The 19927-nt window shown below is 36.4% G+C and carries 16 protein-coding genes; 8 read left to right on the forward strand and 8 right to left on the reverse strand.

All coding sequences use genetic code 11. The features are described from left to right. A partial coding sequence (locus KVT27_RS00005) for an aldehyde dehydrogenase family protein (RefSeq protein ID WP_217580358.1) occupies positions 1-1127 on the reverse strand: 1127 nt, incomplete at its 3' end. A gap of 179 nt (positions 1128-1306) precedes the next feature. Here KVT27_RS00005 and KVT27_RS00010 point away from each other — a divergent pair. Next, entirely contained in the window at positions 1307-2644 is a 1338-nt protein-coding gene (locus tag KVT27_RS00010; protein ID WP_217580359.1) for an AAA-type ATPase lid domain-containing protein, read from the forward strand. A 103-nt stretch (positions 2645-2747) separates the two neighbouring features. Here KVT27_RS00010 and KVT27_RS00015 read toward each other — a convergent pair whose 3' ends face one another. Further along, positions 2748-3722, reverse strand: a complete 975-nt coding sequence (locus KVT27_RS00015; RefSeq protein ID WP_036123135.1) for a proline dehydrogenase family protein — start codon at positions 3720-3722, stop codon at positions 2748-2750. Positions 3723-4322: 600 nt separating this feature from the next. Here KVT27_RS00015 and KVT27_RS00020 point away from each other — a divergent pair. Further along, positions 4323-4943, forward strand: coding sequence for a TetR/AcrR family transcriptional regulator (locus KVT27_RS00020; RefSeq protein ID WP_036123138.1), 621 nt, complete (start codon positions 4323-4325; stop codon positions 4941-4943). 24 nt (positions 4944-4967) lie between these two features. Here the strand turns inward: KVT27_RS00020 and KVT27_RS00025 are convergent, their stop codons facing one another. Further along, positions 4968-6341: a S41 family peptidase gene (locus KVT27_RS00025; RefSeq protein WP_217580360.1), complete on the reverse strand. Its 1374-nt coding sequence runs from the start codon at positions 6339-6341 to the stop codon at positions 4968-4970. 191 nt (positions 6342-6532) lie between these two features. After that, complete coding sequence (gene brnQ / locus KVT27_RS00030) at positions 6533-7864, reverse strand: branched-chain amino acid transport system II carrier protein (RefSeq protein WP_036123143.1); 1332 nt, start codon at positions 7862-7864, stop codon at positions 6533-6535. 250 nt (positions 7865-8114) lie between these two features. Here brnQ and KVT27_RS00035 point away from each other — a divergent pair, with 250 nt between their 5' ends. After that, the gene (locus KVT27_RS00035; RefSeq protein ID WP_036147110.1) at positions 8115-9008 is read left to right on the forward strand and encodes a C40 family peptidase; all 894 of its coding nucleotides are present in this window, start codon (positions 8115-8117) and stop codon (positions 9006-9008) included. Positions 9009-9092: 84 nt separating this feature from the next. Here KVT27_RS00035 and KVT27_RS00040 read toward each other — a convergent pair whose 3' ends face one another. Together KVT27_RS00040 and secA2 are read right to left on the reverse strand one after the other, a co-directional pair. Then, entirely contained in the window at positions 9093-9989 is an 897-nt protein-coding gene (locus tag KVT27_RS00040) for an accessory Sec system S-layer assembly protein (RefSeq protein WP_217580361.1), read from the reverse strand. After that, complete coding sequence (gene secA2, locus KVT27_RS00045; RefSeq protein ID WP_036123150.1) at positions 9989-12352, reverse strand: accessory Sec system translocase SecA2; 2364 nt, start codon at positions 12350-12352, stop codon at positions 9989-9991. Before secA2 ends, KVT27_RS00040 begins: the two co-directional genes overlap by 1 nt. A 225-nt stretch (positions 12353-12577) precedes the next feature. Here secA2 and KVT27_RS00050 point away from each other — a divergent pair, with 225 nt between their 5' ends. After that, complete coding sequence (locus KVT27_RS00050; protein WP_217580362.1) at positions 12578-13645, forward strand: glycosyltransferase family 4 protein; 1068 nt, start codon at positions 12578-12580, stop codon at positions 13643-13645. A gap of 458 nt (positions 13646-14103) precedes the next feature. Here the strand turns inward: KVT27_RS00050 and KVT27_RS00055 are convergent, their stop codons facing one another. Both KVT27_RS00055 and KVT27_RS00060 read right to left on the reverse strand, forming a co-directional pair. Continuing rightward, on the reverse strand, positions 14104-15165 hold the full coding sequence (locus KVT27_RS00055) for an LCP family protein (protein WP_036123159.1): 1062 nt from the start codon (positions 15163-15165) through the stop codon (positions 14104-14106). A gap of 149 nt (positions 15166-15314) precedes the next feature. Further along, positions 15315-15950, reverse strand: coding sequence for a YigZ family protein (locus tag KVT27_RS00060; protein WP_069480059.1), 636 nt, complete (start codon positions 15948-15950; stop codon positions 15315-15317). 165 nt (positions 15951-16115) lie between these two features. Here KVT27_RS00060 and KVT27_RS00065 point away from each other — a divergent pair, with 165 nt between their 5' ends. From KVT27_RS00065 to KVT27_RS00080, 4 genes are all read left to right on the forward strand, one after another. Then, positions 16116-17264, forward strand: a complete 1149-nt coding sequence (locus KVT27_RS00065) for a sensor histidine kinase (RefSeq protein WP_025116710.1) — start codon at positions 16116-16118, stop codon at positions 17262-17264. Between the two features lie 30 nt (positions 17265-17294). Continuing rightward, positions 17295-17969 (forward strand): response regulator transcription factor, encoded by a 675-nt coding sequence (locus KVT27_RS00070; RefSeq protein WP_008178876.1) that lies wholly within the window; start codon positions 17295-17297, stop codon positions 17967-17969. A 295-nt stretch (positions 17970-18264) separates the two neighbouring features. Then, positions 18265-18816, forward strand: coding sequence for a DUF3225 domain-containing protein (locus KVT27_RS00075; protein ID WP_025116712.1), 552 nt, complete (start codon positions 18265-18267; stop codon positions 18814-18816). A 245-nt stretch (positions 18817-19061) separates the two neighbouring features. Further along, the gene (locus KVT27_RS00080) at positions 19062-19904 is read left to right on the forward strand and encodes a DegV family protein (protein WP_217580364.1); all 843 of its coding nucleotides are present in this window, start codon (positions 19062-19064) and stop codon (positions 19902-19904) included. The last annotated feature ends 23 nt before the right edge of the window (positions 19905-19927 follow it).

A 19927-nucleotide genomic window follows, 5' to 3' on the forward strand; every position in this document is an offset into this window, starting at 1 on the left:
ATTTCGATGTATTCCGTAATTTTATTGAATGCGGCTTGGTCAATAACCGTTGCCATGAAGTTGCTGAAATCTGTTGGGTCTCCAACTGTTAAAGCATTTGTTAACTCTTCTACACGGTTCACCACTTGGTCATATACATCTTCTACGATGACAGCACGAGAACATGCTGAACATTTTTGACCAGAGAAACCAAATGCTGATTTCACGATCGATTGTGCAGCTAATTCAAGATCTGCTTCTTTATCGACAACGATTGTATCTTTACCGCCCATTTCAGCGATTACGCGTTTGATCCAAATTTGACCATCATTTAGGACAGAGGCACGTTGGTTAATACGTAAGCCAACATCACGTGAACCTGTGAAGCTGATGAAACGAGTTTTTGGATGATCAACTAAATAATCGCCCACTTCAGCACCAGAACCTGGTACAAAGTTTACAGCTCCTGCTGGAAGACCTGCTTCTTCTAATACTTCGATAAATTTATATGCCACTACTGGTGTTGTAGAAGCTGGTTTTAGTAATACTGTATTACCTGTTACTAAAGCAGCTACTGTTGTACCAGCCATGATTGCAAATGGGAAGTTCCAAGGTGAGATGACGATACCAATTCCTAGTGGAATATAGTCATAACGGTTGTATTCACCTGGACGGCTTTCTACTGGTTGGCCATTTTTAATACGTAGCATTTGACGACCATAGTATTCTAAGAAGTCGATTGCTTCTGCTGTATCCGCATCAGCCTCAGCCCATGGTTTCCCTGCTTCTTTTGTTAATAATGCTGAGAATTCGTGTTTACGACGACGAATAATAGCGGCTGCTTTGAAAAGAACATCAGCACGAATAGCTGGATCAACTTTTTTCCAAGTTTTGAATGTTTCATCTGCTGCTTGCATCGCTTTTTCAGCTAAATCTTTGCTCGCTTTTGACACACGGCCAATAACTTCTGTTTTCTTTGCAGGGTTATACGAAACGATTTTATCTTCAGTTGTAATACGCTCACCACCGATAATAAGTGGGTAGTCTTGACCTAAATAACCTTCAACTTTTTTTATAGCTTCTACATAAGCATTGTAGTTTGCCTCTTGTGAAAAATCTGTGAATGGTTCGTGTTTGTATGGAATCATATCTGTTTCCTCCCCTGGATAAAGGGTGCCAAATGATTATGCACCTTTAAAGATTTTGTTAATTATATAATGCAATATAATTTGGCATTAATCAACTCAAATTTTAAAACTTTTTTAATTTTTGCATCTGTTTTTCGTATTGGTGTTAGAATAAGCTTAATGGAATACAGGAGGACAAGATGGATAATAATGTACTACTAAGTATTTATAAATACGTCATTGAAAAAGGTGATATGGGAATTTGCGTTGTCGATACTGAAGGCAAGTTGCTCATATACAATAAAAAAATGCGAGAACTGGAGGGCGTAAATGAGGACGAATATGAGGAGAGGCGAGCGATAGAAATCATTGATTTCGAAATCGAAAAGAGCGATATCTTTAAAGTCCTAAGTTCTGAAACGCCAGTTCTACACGTCAAAAAAACGTATTGGAATAAAAAAAATCAAGAAGTGACCTACATAAGCAATATTTATCCGTTGCACTATGAGGGTGTGTTAATAGGGGCTGTGGAATTCGCGCGAGATATTACGCAGCTTGAATATATGATGTATCAGCCATTAAGGAGATATGGTGCACCGCTAACATTTGATATTATTACGGCTGTTTCCGCAGTCATGAAGGATGTCATCGAAAAGGCAAAAATTGTTGCATTGAGCAGAATGCCTGTTGTGTTAATTGGGGAATCAGGCACCGGTATCGATATGGTTGCTGAGGGTATTCATCATGATCTAAAGGTGCAAAATGATATGTTTATCGCTCTAATTTGCCGCCGAGATGAGCAAACAGTGTTGAATCAATTTGAAAAATACATTGTTGAAAAAGAGAGAATTACTTTTTTTGCTGAACGCATCGAATATTTATCACTCGAAGCCCAAGAAAAGATTGTCGAGCTTTTCAACAATCATCCAAATCATCAGCATGTTTTAATTGCTAGTGTTGGCAAAGACCCTATAGATTTAATTCAAAAGCAGGAGCTGTCTAAAAAACTTTACCGCTTATTTTCTGGAATCACGATTTATGTACCACCTTTACGTGAAAGAAAAGAAGATATGATGCCATTTATTGATGATTACTTCAAAAGACATCGGGAGAGCTTTGGTTCAACAATCCAAGGTCTTTCGGAAGAAGTGCAAGAGACGTTTTTGAAATATGATTGGCCAGGAAATTTAAAGGAATTAGAAGTACTACTGGATGAGATCACCTCGCTAATTACCAACGAAACTATCGTTGAATCCCATATGCTACCAGTTCATTTTAAATGGAAAATCCAAAGCACCTGTGAGGAAGCTGAAAATGAAGTATCAACAAGTGATTTGTTTGTCATTAAAAATCAACAAGATATTCGACCATTAGATGTCTACATGAAAGAGGTGGAGGAATATTATATTTCGAAGGCTCTAGATTTTCACCAAGGTAATATTTCTAAAACCGCAGCTGCATTAGGAATACGTCGACAAAGTTTACAATATCGCGTAAAAAACTTTAGGCTCAATAAAAAAAGCGAAAACATTGATTAACAATGTTTTCGCTTTTTTGGATAGCTTGGGTAAAGTGACAGATACAATACCAAAACTGATGGAGAGCACTATCAAATTACTGGGTATTCACTAGCCTCAACTATTATTTTCCTTTTTTTGAAAGGCGACCAAGGGCGAATGCTGCTGCGCCTAAGCCAATTGCTAGGTTTGTTTTTTTGTTAAACACTTGCTTTGTCACAAGTGCTACATTTTGTGGGCGTTCTGCTAAACGGCGCATAAAGTAACCGTACCAGTCGTTACCAAATGGTAGATATGTGCAGAAATTATAGCCTTCACGTGCAAGATCTAACTGCATTTCTTTACGGAAACCATATAGCATTTGGAATTCAAATTTTTCGTTTGGAACGTTATGTTGTTTTACGAATTGCTTCACATGATTAATCACATTATGATCATGTGTAGCGATAGAAGTAAATTTACCATGTAGTAAATGATGTTCAATGAGCTTCAGATAGTTACGGTCGATATCACCTTTTGATTGGTAGGCTACACTTTCTGGTTCTTTGTAGGCACCTTTTACAATACGTAAACGGAAGTTTTTGTACTTTTCAATATTTTCTTCTGACTCGAAGAAGTAAGCTTGAATAACTGTCCCCACATTATCAAATTCTTTGTGTAATTCCTCTAGTAATTCAAAAGAGCTGTGTAAACGCTCGTAATTTTCCATATCGAAGTTCACGAAAATATTGTATTGATGGGCAAGCTCTACGATTTCTTTTAAGTTTTCATAGCAAAATGCGTAATCAATGTCTAAACCTAATTGGGAAGGTTTAAGTGAAATATGAGCATCTAGTTGCTCATCGTGAATAGCTTGAACAACAGCTAAAATATTATTTTTTGCAGCAGTCGCCTCTGATTTCTCATAAACGAACTCTCCCAGATTGTCGACTGTACAAGAAATATTAGCTTTGTTTAATTCTCTAATAGATTGCACAACTTCTGGTAAGCTAGTGCCTGCCACAACACTTTGAGCACCCATCTTTAGACCATATTTTTGTGCAGCGCTATTTAATATTTTGTTCTCTGATAAGTAAATGAAAAAATCACGTAGTACCATTTATATGCCTCCAAAATTGAAAATTTTAAATTCTTGGCGATTATAACACTTTTTTCGAAAAGGAAAATGGTACGATTTTTAGAAAAAAATTTTTTGCGCGGAAGACTGAGGGGGTAAACTATTGGCACGATTGACTTTTCAAATTTTGAAATAGTCATAAAAAATATTTTTTCAAAAAAAAGGACTTTTCAAAATAGTAGTTTTGTTTTATGTTAAAATTTTTGTCTTAAAACAGAAGTAGAAGGAGTTTTTTAATATAATTTTAGCAAGTTATTGGATGATGGAGTGTATGTTTAGAGCAATCCAAAAGAGAAAAGAAACAAGTGGAATGCCTCCTTTGAAAATATATTGAAATAACTTTATAGAGTGAGTATTTGTAGTTTTTTGGTAATTAGTTATAAAATATACACTTTTTTAGTGTGATCATAAATCTATCATTTATAGTAAATATTTAGAAGGTGTATTATAATACAATGGAGTATAATCATGAATAAAATATGTACTTGTTATGGAAATTTAGTTACTTTTGATTAAGAATAGTGTGTCTATTAATGATGCTAAGGGATTAGGGCGACTATAAACTAAGATAAGGTGGAAAGTATGGCAAGGGGTAGAAAATTTAATTCGAATGGGGAACGAAGCAAACAACTATTACTTGAAAAAGCGATAGAGCTATTTTCAGATAAAGGATATCACCATACAAAAATTAGTGATATTGTGAAGGCTGCTAATGTAACACAGCCTACATTTTATTTATACTTTAAAAGCAAGGATGCGCTTTATAATGATTTGAATATACAATTTCAGAATGGTTTTTTTGAAGTGATGAATAGTAAATCCTCTGATAGTGTGGTGAATGGATTAGAAGCATTTATTTCGATTTTAGAACAAAAACTGTCAAATTTATTTTTCTATATAATCGAAAATCCAAAGCTATCAAAAATTGGATTTATAGAATCTAAGCAGGCTTTTTTAGTAAAATCTCAGTTAACGCAACAATTGATCCATCTTATTTATCTTCATGATTGTGACAAGGACCTACAACGTTATCGTGTGGATATTAAAATTTTAATAGATTCTTTAGTTGGATCGATGGAGAGACTGATATTAACCAATCTACTAGAGCAAAAAAGATTGCCTGCCGAACTAGCGAACGATATTGTACAATTATATTTTTGGAAAACCGAAGAAATAAAACAAAAATCATCTCATCAATCGTAATGTAGATCGATGAGATGATTTTTCTTAATTTTCAAACTTAATATGCTGATAATAACCTTTTTGTACTTTGCTTTGCTTATTCGGATGAATGAGTAGCATATATTCCTGATTGAGCGATAAAGGACTTGTTGGGGTAACAATTAATGTTTGCCCTTCGATTTTAGTAGTTGCTACTACTTCGTCTGATCCTAAAGCAATAAGCTGAATATGCCCCTTATCAACTTGTGAAATAAGTGTTGATGGTAGTTTCACCGTTAATTTTTCTGTTTGAATGGCAGCTTGCCCATTTAAAAGCTTTTTATATTTAGGATATTGCTCCTTAATGGCATCAAAATGTGCCTGGAAAATAGGAGCTGATGTTGTTTGAATATTAGGCTTGACACCTACTTCATGAATAGTCTGCTGCGCAGGTCCTGTAAATTTGCCTACAGTTAATTTTAAGTAACTTCCATCATGGAGCATATAAAACCCTTGCATAGCACCTTTTCCGTAAGTTGTTTCACCGTATAAAATAGCGGACTTCTGATCTTTTAGTGATGCAGAAAGCATTTCAGAGGCACTAGCGCTATAACGATTGACTAAAATACGTGTATTAACTGGAAATTTAGTATTTTGCTTAACAGCTGGTATTGTATAAGAGGCATGTGCTTCCTCTAATAGATAAGCAATTTTTGCTGATGGAAATAGCCCCGTAAGTTCTTCCGCTGTTGTAACATAACCGCCACCATTATTTTGTAAATCTAAGATAAACGATTTGGCACCGCGCTTTTTTAAGTCAATCAGCGCTTTTTTGACAAGCTGAGCACCATCTTCTGAAAATGAAGCAAGTGAAATATAGCCAACATGTCCAAACAATAATTCAGATTGTACATTTGGTAATGTAAATTTTTTTCGTGTAATGGTTTTCGTAGTCGTCGTTTCATTCTTATGTTTAAGTGTCACTTTCACCTGACTACCTTCATGCCCCGTTAAGAGAGAAGAGGTTTCCTGTGTGGAACGGCCAATAATAGATTCATCATTTACAGCAATGATGATATCTCCAGCCTGTAAACCTGCATCAAATGCTCCACTGCCTTCAATTACTTGTAAAATATGAATACCATCCTCGTGTTCTTCAATAACAACACCTATGCCGATGGTCGATAGATTGATGCTATTCATATAATCCTCGAATTCTTGTTTTGTAAAATAGGTGGAGTAAGGATCTAGCATATCAATAATTTCTGCGATGGATGTGGCCTTCTCTAAGTTTCCATTGATCGTCCCTACATACGTATTCTGAATTATTTCCTTTATTTCTCTTACTAACGATTGATCCTGACTAGATGCCAGAGTAGACGTTAACGGTAGGAGAAAGAAGCCTAGTATAAATACGAATGACCATATTAATTTTTTCATTGGACACCTCTTTTCTAGCACTCAAAGTAGGAATGCATAGTCCTTCTAGATAGTGGATGGATACATTTTACAGTTGAGTATCTAGTTTTTATTATACATGAACGATAGAAATAGTGGATGAATTTAATAATAGAAAAAGAATCTGCTAGCCTTGTATAGCAAGCAGATTCTCGTTGAAGATGTCATGTCCATTAGGCTGAGGCTTGGTTATTCTTAAGCTTGTGAATAATAAAACCGATGAATGCGCCGACAATGGCAGGTACAAGCCAACCTAAGTTTTGGTCATACAATGGCAATGCTTGAAGAATATTTTCATAAGAAGTGATTTCAACTTTCATTTGTTTTAAGCCATCATATAGGCTGACAAGGAAAGTAGGGATTAACGCTAAAATGTAAACAATTTGTCCACCTTTAAAGAAATGATCCGCTAATGATAGTACCATCAATACCATTGCTATTGGATAGATGATTAACAGCACAGGCAGAGAGGCATTAATAATTGTTGAAAGTCCCACATTCGTAATAGCTGTACTAAAAATAGTAAATACGATTAAGAATGTTTTGTAGGATATTTTTGGGAATAACTTATGGAAAAATTGTGCGTTGGCAGTTAGTAAACCAACAGCTGTTGAAATACAAGCTAGTAGAATAGTCGCAGACAAAATAATACTTCCTAGACTTCCAAAAAGTACTTCAGCTGATTTTGCAATAATATCTCCACCATTAGCAGAAGTACCAATGGCAGTAATACTTGTATTACCGATATGACCAAGTGAGATATAGACAAAAGATAAACCAATGGCTGCAACAACACCAGCAAATATAGTTGTATTCACTTGCTTTTTTTTATCCTTCATTCCCATATCGCGTAATGCTTGTAAAATAACGATACCGAAAACAAGTGCGCTCAGAACATCCATTGTTAAGTAACCTTGAACAAATCCTTCAGCAAATGGGGAGCTAATATAGTTTCCTGCTGCTTCCCCTGGCTCTCCCATTGGAGAAATAAAGCTTTTGACTGCTAGCAATAAAATGACAAGAAGCAGGGCAGGGGTTAATATTTTTCCTACACGATCGACAAGCTTCGAAGGGTTAATGGATAAATAAAGAATTAAGGTGAAAAACAAAATAGATGTAATGAAAAGCGGTGCCCAATGGTCCTTCATAACTTCTGGAAGGAAAGGGGCAATGCCAATTTCATAGGACACTGATCCAGTTCGTGGTACGGCAAAGAATGGTCCAATTGCTAGATAGACAATAGAGGTAAAGAGTATACCAAAAGCGGGACTAACACGATTGGCGAGCAGTTGTAAATCGCCTCCTGCTTTGGCGACAGCTACGATAGCTAATAGTGGTAAACCGACACCTGTTATAAGGAAACCAATCATAGCTACTGTGATATTTTCACCTGCCTGCTGACCTAATAACGGTGGAAAAATAATATTCCCAGCACCCAAGAATAAGGCAAATAGTAGTAATCCTACTGCTAAATTTCCTTTGATGAAATGCATGATGTTTTTCATAAGTATAAAAACTCCTTTAAGATTGAAAAGCTAAAACTTTCTAAAAATTTTAAATACAGATGTGTATGTTATCATAGGAACCAAAATCTTGCAATGAATATATTATTGTAATATAGTCGGATTTCGTCGTTTTCTATAAGTTTGATAAAATGTTTGAAAAATAGTCAGTATTTCCGATTTTTCATACTATAATTATCTAGTATGATAGACACACAAGGAAATATTCTAGCACGAACGGAGGCACTTTGGTATGCAAAAAACAAAAAAATGGAGAATTCTTGTTTTAAGCACTTTAGCAACTTCATTTTTAACTCTACAAACTGCAGAGGCTGCAACATATACTGTACAAAAAGGCGATACATTATCTAAAATCGCCCAAAATCATCAAGTAACGATTGCAGATATTATGAAATGGAATAATCTATCGAAAGATACGATTTATGTAGCTCAACAGCTTGACATTCAAAAGCAATCAACGAGTGATAGTAAAAAGCCTTCAGTCCCATCAACATCCTCAAAGCCAACAACTACTTCTCATACGGTAGCGAAAGGTGACACATTATCGAAAATTGCTAAGCAATATAATGTGACAATTAAGGATATTATGAATTGGAATAAGCTTGAGAAAGACACAATTTACATTGGACAAGTGTTAAAAATGTCTCCAGGCGCAGTCATTCCCGAGGGCGATTCGATACATAATAATGTGACATCAGATGCGGGTACACCATCAAAGGTAACATCAAATGATCCTACAACTAATGGACAAGCTATTTATAAGAAAACAGTAGAAGTAGCCCATACACTGGTAGGTACACCATATTTATATGGAGGAAATACTCCGGTTGGCCTTGACTGCAGTGGCTTTATTTTCTATGCCTTTAATCAGGGCGGTTTAAAAATAGGCAGAGCAAGTAGTGAAGGGTATTTTAATGGCAATACAACATCTGTACAAAATCCAGTGCCTGGCGATTTAGTATTCTTCGAGAACACGTATAAAGAAGGCATTTCTCATATGGGAATTTATCTTGGTGATAATAAATTTGTCCATGCGGGTACTGATGGAGTAGAAATATCAGATGTTACGTATCCATACTGGTCTTCTAAACTAGTAGCCTATAAACGATTTGATAGTGTGAAATAAAAACAAGCGATTTCTGCTAAGGCGGAAATCGCTTGTTTAGTGAATAATTGAAAAGCCCCTCTTTTTAGAGAGAGGGGCTTTTTGTTATTGTGTTACACGTGCTGTCCAACGAGAAAGATCAGCATCTTCTGCGTCAACAAGATCTGCTGGGAAGATAAATGTCCACGGCTTTGTTGAGTTCGGTTGAACAGTTAAAATTGGATCCATTTTAAAAGAACCCTTTGCAATTTGCTTACCTGTTGAATCAATAATTTCTAAAGGTAATTGCTCTAGATTGATCGCTTTATTGTGACCATTGCGGATAAAGATGGATACGTTTAGATTACCGTTGTCAGCTAGTTTTGCCTGTAAGCCTGTAAAGTTTACCTCAGTCTCACCTAGCTCTGGTAATGTTTTAACGATTTTCTCAAGCTCTTCTTTTTGAGCTGCTGGTAATTGCTTTTCCCATGATGGGTCAAGCTCTAATTGGTGACCACGAAGAGATATAAGGTTAAAGGCAATTTTCCAGCCATCTTCAGGAACTTCGTCTACTTTAATGGTAGATTTTTCGAATTCAAATACCCATGGACGAGCACTTTCTGCTGGAATTGTTCCTAATGCTTTAAAATCGAATTTTTTAGATGCTATAAGCTCTTCATCTTTATCTAAAATGAAAAGTTCAATTTCACCTAGCTCAATTGCTTGTGGTAAGGAAGAGCGGAAAAATGCACGAACGAGCCATTTGCCAGCACGAGCCTCTTCAATACTAATAGAAGATAGTGATAATTGATTCGGTTTCAATGGTTCTAGCTCATTAGCAAGGAAGTTAAAGATATATTTTTGCTCCTGTGGCACATCCCATTCTGGATGAAAGGACAGTTTTGTTACAACATCACGGTTATCACCTTTCTTTGCTGTAGCATTTCCTAGCAGGTCTTTAGAGTCAATCGTATTTTCTTGACCTACCTTGTCCGATTTTTTAAAAAATGAAAATAAACCCATTATTGTTCCTCCTGTTGTGCCTCAACTGTTTTCATGAAGCCTGTAATTTCTATTATAATAGAACGACGTAGTTCTTGGAAATTTTTACCGAATAACTCAAGTCCTTCTCGTTGGTAAATTCGCATTGGGTCTTCTTGCTGATAATGACGTAAGCCGATCCCTTCTTTTAAATGGGTCATTGCCTCTAAATGTCTTACCCAGCCACTATCGATATAGCTAAGCATAATTTGTGGCAGAACCTCTATGACTCTTTCATTTTCCGCAAATTTCTCCATATGATCGAGTAGCTCTTGTTCAGAAGGCTGAATATCAGCTAAAATTTGTTTTACTTTACCTACCTCGCGATCGATTGTAACAGGTGTGATAAATAGGGAGTTAAGCGCATGCTCCATTCGATCATAATCCCATTCCATTGTGGATACATCCTCCGGTGCAGCGTCTAGCACAGCGAAATCAATTGTTTCATGGAGCATTTTTTTCAGCTCGCCCATTAAGTCTCCACCAGCTAAAATTTTGTCTCGTAGTCCGTAAAGTACAGTACGTTGATCATTAATAACATCGTCTAACTTTAGGTTATACTCACGCATGCCATATTGAGATCCTTCGACTATGCGCTGTGTACGGTCTATTAGCTCTTGAACCTCTTTATTTTGAATAATGCCTTGTTCATCAACGACCATTTTGGCAGAGAATTTTTCAACTTCTTCTTTTGCGTAGCGTCTGAACATATCATCTTCAATAGAGAGAATGAAGCAGCTTTCGCCTATGTCACCTTGACGACCAGAACGGCCACGAAGTTGATTATCTACACGGCGACTTTCATGCTTTTCGGTACCAATGACATATAAACCACCAAGTTCGTGAACATCGTCGCCTAGCACGATATCCGTACCTCGGCCAGCCATATTTGTCGCTACAGTAATACGACCTTTTTGACCTGCCTGTGAAATAAGCTCAACCTCTTGCTCAACGGTTTTGGCATTCAGTAATTGGAATGATAATTTTTCTTTTTTCAGGTAGTCTGCCACTGTTTCAGACTGTAAGATGGATGTTGTACCAATTAAAATAGGCTGACCTTTATCGTGGCGCTTTTTAGTTTCAGCTGCCACATACTTATATTTTGCCTCTTGTGTGCTAAAAATAATATCAGGCTGATCGACACGTTGACGTGGACGATTTGTTGGAATTTGTATAACTTCCATGCCATATACTTCTCGAATTTCTTTTTCCTGTGTTTTCGCTGTACCCGTCATCCCAGAAAGCTTCGGATACATACGGAAATAGTTCTGAATGGTAATCTGTGCTTGTGATTTATTTTCATCCGTAATCGTGACGCCTTCTTTGGCTTCAATTGCTTGATGTAAACCGTCAGAAAGTGAACGACCTTCTAAAATACGGCCAGTAAACATATCGACAAGCTCGATTTTATCATCTTTGACAATGTAATCTACATCACGTTTAAACATGACATGAGCTCGTACCGCTTGGATGACATAATGGAAAAGTGTTTGATGTTCTAAATCATACAGATTTTCAACATTGAAAGCAGCCTCAATCTTTTCAATACCTTTATCTGTTAGGGAAGTAGCTTTTGTTTCATCATCGAAATCATAATCTTCATCTTTTTTGAAACGTTTAGCTAACATAGCAGCGATGCGATGTAATTCATCATTTGAAGGCATTTTACCAGCGATAATTAGTGGTGTTTTAGCTTCATCGATTAATACACTATCCACTTCATCAATAATGGCGAAATGATAGGGACGCTGTACTTTATCTGCTAAGCTATAGGACATATTATCTCGTAAATAGTCGAAACCAAATTCAGTACCAACACCATATGTAATATCTGCATTATAGGCTTCTTTTTTCTCAGCAGCTTCCATCATCGGAATATTTAAACCAACAGTTAGGCCAAGGAAACGATGGATTTGACCAACAAGCTCAAAGTCACGTTTTGCAAGGTAATCATTGACAGTAATGACATGCACGCCTTTACCTTCTAATGCACGTACATAAGAGGGAAGAGATGCAACTAATGTTTTACCTTCACCTGTAGGCATTTCAGCAATATTACCTTCTGTTAACACTAGACCACCGATAAGCTGCACATCAAAATGACGCATTCCTAATACACGCTTTGAGGCTTCGCGTACAACAGCAAATGCGTCTGGGATGATCGATGTAATAGGCTCACCTTGTTCTAATTGATTTTTGAAAATAAAAGTCATTTCTCGTAATTCAGCATCTGACTTATCAACATACTTTTCTTCAAGATTATTAATTTGATCTACTATTTTGTAGTAGCGTTTTAATTGACGAGCACTCGTTTGCTCTTTGTTACTTTTGAAAATTGAGAACATGAAATATACGCTCCTTTAATGTTGTCTAAATGCTAGACACACCATTATTCTATCAAATTTTACTTATGGTGACTACAATTGACTATATAGGAATCTATTAATGCTAAAATGTACAAAATATTTGTGAAATCGTGGAAAATGTTTAGAAAAAGTATATTTCAATGCTTGTTCGTGCTATAATCAATTTGGATTTCAATGTAGATTATTTTTTTGAGGAGGAGAGACATGATTTACGTGTCTTTAATAGCAGCATTCGTTGCATCCATTTTGTTAACTCCATTAGTGAAACGTTTAGCGTTTAGAATAGGTGCAGTGGATGCACCAAACTATCGAAAAGTACATGCTCGAATTATGCCAAGACTTGGTGGTTTGGCTATTTTCCTTGCATTTATAATTGGTGTAACGATTTTATATTCGTATTTAATTCATACTAAAAATGGCAATAGCGATTATTTAATAGCGATTATTATTGGGGCTTGTATTATAGTTGCAACAGGCGTTGTTGATGATATGCGTGAGATTTCTGCTAAAGCAAAAATGGTCGGTCAGCTAGGAGCTGCACTCATTATTGTTTTTGTAGGTGGCATTCAAATCGATATGGTAAACTTACCGTTTTTAGGAACATTAGATTTTGGTTTACTAAGTATTCCATTAACAATCATTTGGATTGTCGGGATAACCAATGCAGTAAACTTAATTGATGGCTTAGATGGTCTAGCGGCGGGTGTTTCCACGATAGCGCTGATTACATTAGCAGTCATGGCATTTATTATGAGTAATATGTTTGTTTTAGCGATAGCAGCCATTTTAGCTGTAGCTTCACTTGGCTTTTTATTTTATAACTTCCACCCAGCCAAAATCTTTATGGGTGATACAGGAGCACTATTCCTTGGATTTATGATTTCTGTGCTAGCGCTACTTGGTTTTAAAAATGTAACGTTCGTTTCTTTAATCATCCCAATTATTATTCTTGGTGTACCGATTTCTGATACGTTCTTTGCAATTGTTCGTCGTGTCCGTATGAAGAAGAAATGGTCTGATCCAGATAAATCCCACTTACATCATCGATTACTGGATATGGGCTTCACACATCGTCAAACGGTACTTCTTATTTATGGAATTGCCGTGATGTTTGGGCTAGCGGCTATAATTTTCTCAATGGCAAAAGTATGGGGAGCAATTTTACTTGTCGCAGTCATCCTAACAGCCGTTGAAATATTTGTAGAAATTATCGGGCTTGCCGGTAAAAACTACAAACCATTGTTGAATTTTGTACGAAGCTTTAGTAAATAGAGCTTTGTTACATACTAAAGACTAAAGACACACTCAAAAAAGTTGAGTTTGTCTTTAGTCTTTTTTTGATTTTCACTACGGCGGATTTAGGTCGAACTGCACTCATTTCATTCAACCTAGAATTTCGACTTTGAGCATGGCAGGAAGCTATGAGACGATGGTTGAAGTTGATAGTTGATAAGGGAGTCATATAAATGAGACGAGGGAACTAAATCGTTGATTAGTAATGCATATGCTTATTATGGAGGTAAGCTGGTTGTTATCACTAACTGAGAGTTGTTTAAAGTAGCGCATTAAAGGGAAAAGAAGCTGCAACAATAAATCTGCTCGTATGGTCATTATGGTGTATGGAAAAGAGAAGAAGAGCTATACTAAAAATGGCCTTGGCTAGAAGTAAAAAAAGACCATAGACAAAATTTTGTCTATGATCTGAAAGGTCTTATTGTTATACGAACTGATTATTCGACAACTGAATTTTCATCGCTAGCAGCACTATCAGTTCCAGTATTGTTGCTACCACTAGATGTTAGGCTTGATGATTCTTCATTTCGGCCAAGATGGTTTTTAAATATTTCCTTTGTTTCTTCCACAGAATCCTGATTTAGCTGGTAATAATAAATACCAGTAGACATATCATCTGTACCTTCCAAATTTAAAGTGTCGATACGTGGAGCGCCTTTTGATAAGTATGACAAGAAGGACTTCATTTCAGTAAATGTCATATCTGTTTTCATATTATCACCAAGTGCTTTAATTACATCATCATACTTTGTGATGGAACCAACAGATGCTACTTTTTTAATAATAGCTGAAAGAATTTCCTGTTGACGTTTACCACGTTCGATATCGCTATCTTGTTTACGTGTTCTTGCAAGGGCCAGTGCCTCACTACCATTTAAATGCTGTAGTCCTGGCTGTAAGTTGATTGTAAACTTATCAAATTCGTCTAATTCGTGTAGGGCATACGGTACTTCTGCCTCAACACCACCTAAAGCATCGACAACATCAATGAAGGCATTGAAGTTCATACGTACATAGTAGTCGATTGGGATATCGAATAATTGTTCTACTGTTTCAATAGTAGTAAGGGTTCCACCCATCGCGTGAGCATGAGTGATTTTATCTTTATAACCGACCTTAGGAATATAAACGTAAGAATCACGAGGGATACTTAACATTTTAATGGTATGTGTTTTATTATTTAACGTTGCTAAAATAAGTGCATCCGAACGTGAATGATCAGAACCTTGTCCACGATTATCACTATCATCGACTCCGACAAATAAAATAGAAACATTATCATGTACCGGTTCTACTTTTTCCTCACGGAGCTTAGAAACTTCCCGACCTTCTAATACTTCATGGGCTGAGTTTGCCGCATGCTCTACCTGTTTTGTAAGGTAAACACCATAAGCAGTAACACAAATCACTAAGCTAGCAACTAGGAGTAGTGTAACTTTTATAATTAAGGAAGCTTTAGAAGATCTCTTTTTGAACTTATTAATAGATCTTTTTTTCATATTGGATATATTCTCCTCTTATTATTGGGAATAATAATGCGATAAAGCTAAATTTTATTCAATTACTAAAGAAGTAAACGTGTGGTCCATAAAAATAGCCTAACAAAAAAATTATACTATGCATATTTAGTTTCGACAATTAAAACTATTTATTTGACAATAAATTCTATAAATTGAGCATCTTCGAATGTGATGGATGCTTGTCCATTCGTAATTTCTGTCATCCAGCTTCGGAACTGTTCCTCTTCTTCTTTTAGCACAGAAACGATGATTTCGACACCCTCTAAATAACGGATGTCCTCCAACGAATAGGACGAACCTCTTACTTCGTTTTCTACTTTCCCAAGCCATGTGTAATCAATGGCAACCTTCATAAAATGATGGAGCTTGCGTTCAACTACTTGCGCGGCAATAAGACCTTCTGTTGTTGCTTTTCCGTATGCACGTATAAGACCGCCACCGCCGAGTTTAATGCCTCCAAAATAGCGAGTCACAACGACGACCGTATCTTTTAGGCCTTGTTTTTTTAAGACCTCTAACATAGGGACGCCAGCCGTACCGCTAGGTTCCCCGTCATCATTCGCTTTTTGAATGTTATCATGTTCGCCGATTATATAGGCTGAGCAATTATGTGTTGCGTTGTGATGCATTTTTTTTATACGATCTATAAAAGAAATTGCATCCTCTTCCGTTTCTGCACGTTCTATATAAGTGAGAAAGCGGGATTTAGAAATAACAATTTCGCTTTCACCATATCCTTTTACTGTTAAATAGTTTTCTCTCATCCGTATCAATCTCCTTTTAACTAGAGTTCTATTCTATAATTTTCGTAAAGAAAAAGCATTAAATTTTAGCATGGTAATGCTATAATAGGTGTAGACTATGGAATATAAGAATTTGGTCTATTAAAATAGTAAGTAATCATAAGACATTAGACTGGGGAGTATAGTATGTTTTCAAATGATACCTTCGATTTAAAGTCGCTTGATGACATTTTTAATCGAATGTTAGATACAATCATGAGCTCGAAGGATGATATCTTTATTATAAGCGAACAAAGCCGTAGAAGCTTTGAAGATATGCAAAAAGAGCTAGAAATTGTTCGAAAACAAATATCAATTGTAATTGATGAAGGCGATGCATTGGAAAAAAGTACGCAGCTTGCTAAACAAAGACTTGTCTTAGTAAGTAAAGCTTTTGATAATTATACCGAAGAACAAGTTAGAGAAGCATATGAAACTGCACATGATTTTCAAGTAAAGCTCTCCGTTATTAGAACGCAAGAAAAACAGCTACGCGATAAAAGAGATGATCTAGAGAGAAGATTAAGAGGATTACTCGATACGATTGAACGTGCTGATCATATTGTCAATCAGGTAAATGTCGTTTTGAATTACTTAACTTCAGATTTAAAAAATGTTGGTTTAGCGCTTGAACAAGCAAAAATGAAGCAAGATTTTGGGATACGTATTATTGCAGCTCAAGAAGAGGAGCGTAAGCGTTTGTCCAGAGAGATTCATGATGGACCTGCTCAAATGCTTGCAAATGTACTAATGCGCACTGATTTAATAGATAGAACGTATCGTGAAAAAGGCATAGAAAATGCATTAGCAGAAATTGCTGATTTAAAGAAAACGGTGCGAAACGCATTATCTGAGGTGCGACGTATTATTTATGATCTACGACCAATGGCACTTGATGATTTGGGAATTATTCCGACATTAAAGAAGTATTTATCAACAGTCACTGAATATAATCCAGGTGTCGACATTCATTTCCAATCGAGAAGTACAGAAAAACGTATACCTTCCAATTATGAAGTATCCATTTTTCGACTCGTGCAAGAGTGCGTAACAAATGCCATGAAGCATGGAAAATGTAAAGACATTTGGGTCAAGCTTGAATGGTTAAAAGATGCTGTTAATATCGTTGTTAAAGATGATGGTATAGGCTTTGACCAACAAGTAGTGAAAGACCATTCCTTTGGGATTTTAGGAATGAAAGAACGAATTGAAATTTTAAATGGTACAATTACTATTACTAGTGAAATCAACCGAGGTACAACGGTGTTATTTAAAATTCCGTTAGAAGTAAAGTAACTGTTGCAGAAATTTAGGGGGTAAAGACAAATGACAAAGATTATTATTGTAGACGATCACCAGCTATTCCGCGAAGGAGTAAAACGTATTTTAGATTTTGAAGATACGTTTGACGTAGTAGCAGAAGGTGATGATGGTACTGATGTGGTAACGTTATACGCTGAAAACGAACCAGATGTAGTACTGATGGATATTAACATGCCAGGAAAAAATGGCGTAGAAGCAACATCAGAGTTAATTAATGAATTTCCTGATGCGAAGGTCATTATGCTGTCCATCCATGATGATGAAACATATGTGACACATGCATTAAAATCAGGCGCTCTTGGCTATATGCTAAAAGAAATGGATGCAGATGAAATCGTGGAGGCTATTAAAGTTGTTGCAAACGGTGGATCTTACTTACATCCAAAAGTAACAAAAAATTTAGTGGCAGAGTTCAAGAGACTTTCAGAACACGAAAATAAAGGTAACTTCCACCAAACGGAAATTCGCCGTCCATTCCATTTACTAACAAAACGTGAATGTGAAGTATTACAGCTATTAACAGATGGTCAATCAAACCGTACAATTGGTGAGACACTGTTTATCTCTGAAAAAACAGTTAAAAACCATGTATCAAGCATCTTACAAAAAATGAATGTGAATGACCGTACACAAGCCGTTGTAACAGCCATTAAAAATGGTTGGGTTGAAGTACGATAATGATTAAAACTGTTTTTAAAAGCTACTTTGTATAGAAGTAGTTTTTAAAACAGTTTTTTATTGTTTTTTAGTAACTATTTGAATGGCCTATTAAAGATATTGGATCGCCTTTCACAAATTTGTAACATTGCTCTTTCGTCCTGTTAGTAGGTATTAAATATGGAAATTGTCAGATCATGCAACATTTTACTGCCGAATACGTCATAAGGAAGATGTAGCACCTAAATGTTGAAAAAGCACAACAAAATTCCTACGACAGCATTTATATGCTACAATATGCGCGGGAGGTTTTGTGATGTTAAAGAAAAGTTTTCTAGCAGTTTTAATTTTATTTGTATTCACTTTAACTGCATGTGGTAATAAAGAAGAGAAGATTAGTGATGACGATCGAGAAAAGGTAATAGAGGATGGTACCGTTGGCTTTGAGATGATGGGCGGTAATGTAGAAAAAGCAGAAAACGTACCAGCAGCAGATGAAAAAGCTATTTTAGCTTCTTTCGATGAATATATTGCAGCCCTAAATGCGGAGGAAATCGACCGCTATATGAAAACGATTTCGAAAAATCCAAAGGGTTTTAAATACGATGAAGAAAAAACATATGCAACAGAAGTGTTCGATCAATTTGATATAAAGCGTGATGTCGAAAATGTAACGATTGCCAAATACGAGTCAGAAGAAGCTCAAGTATTTGCCAACATGAAAATGCATTCTCTTCAACTCGAAACAAATGTCGAGCATGAAAGCGCAGGACGACAGGTAACGGTCTTTGTCAAAGAAGATGATGATTGGAAAGTAACAAGCGTCTTTTATATTGGCGATGACTCACAGTCAAGTACAGGCAATTAAGAGGAGCGATCTTCATTCAACATAGAATTGAGTGAAGATACGCCTACTATACATAGGAAATGAATGTGAAATGGAGGCTAGTTAGCTACTAGCTCATTGTCGAATGACCAAAACGTAAAATATACGTTCGTCCTTCATCACATTCATTTCTTTTTGTTTTCATTCTAAATCTGTGAGAAACCCAACAACAATTGCACCAAGATGAAATAGATTGTAAACTATGAAACATAGGAGAGTGGACATAGATGAGGACGGCAATCGTAACAGATAGTACTGCATATAATACAGCTGAGGAACGTGCACGCTTAAACATCCATATGATACCTTTAAGTGTTAATATTTCAGGCCAATTATTTGCAGAAGAAGTAGATATCACAGCATCTGAATTTTATGATAAGGTGCGTGGTGCCAAAGAATTCCCCAAAACAACACAGCCTCCAATCGGAGAATTTGTCGCTCTTTTCGATGAGCTAGCAAAGGATTACGATGAGGTTATTTCTATCCATTTATCGAGTGGAATTAGTGGAACATACCAAGGTGCAGTACAGGCAGGTGAAATGGTGGAAGGTATTGATGTGTATGCCTTTGACAGTGAAATATCCTGTGCTGTTCAAGGCTTTTACGTTTTAAGAGCAGCTGAAATGGCGAAAGAGGGCTATTCAGCCAAAGAAATACTTGCAGCATTGGCGGACATGCAGCAGTATATTCGTGCTTACTTCATTGTAGACGACTTAGCACATTTACAACGTGGTGGGCGTTTGTCTTCTGCGGCAGCCTTAATCGGTGGCCTTTTACAAGTGAAACCTGTCCTTCATTTTGTGGACAAGGTAATTGTTCCTTTCGAAAAAATCCGAACACGTAAAAAAGCTTTAAAGCGTGCGGAGGAACTGCTAGCAGAGGATGCTAAAAAATATGATGCCATGGATGCTGTGGTCATTCACGGCAATTGCCCAGCAGAAGCGCAAGAATGGCTAGAACAATTAGCCGCAACGTACACAAACGTCAACTTTAAATTAAGCTATTTTGGTCCTGTTATTGGTACTCATTTAGGAGAAGGATCAATGGGCTTAGGTTGGACCAAAAAATAAATGTAACCGATGAAAGTCTCTAC

The organism is Lysinibacillus sp. GbtcB16, from assembly GCF_019091145.1.
Classification (GTDB): Bacteria; Bacillota; Bacilli; order Bacillales_A; family Planococcaceae; genus Lysinibacillus; species Lysinibacillus fusiformis.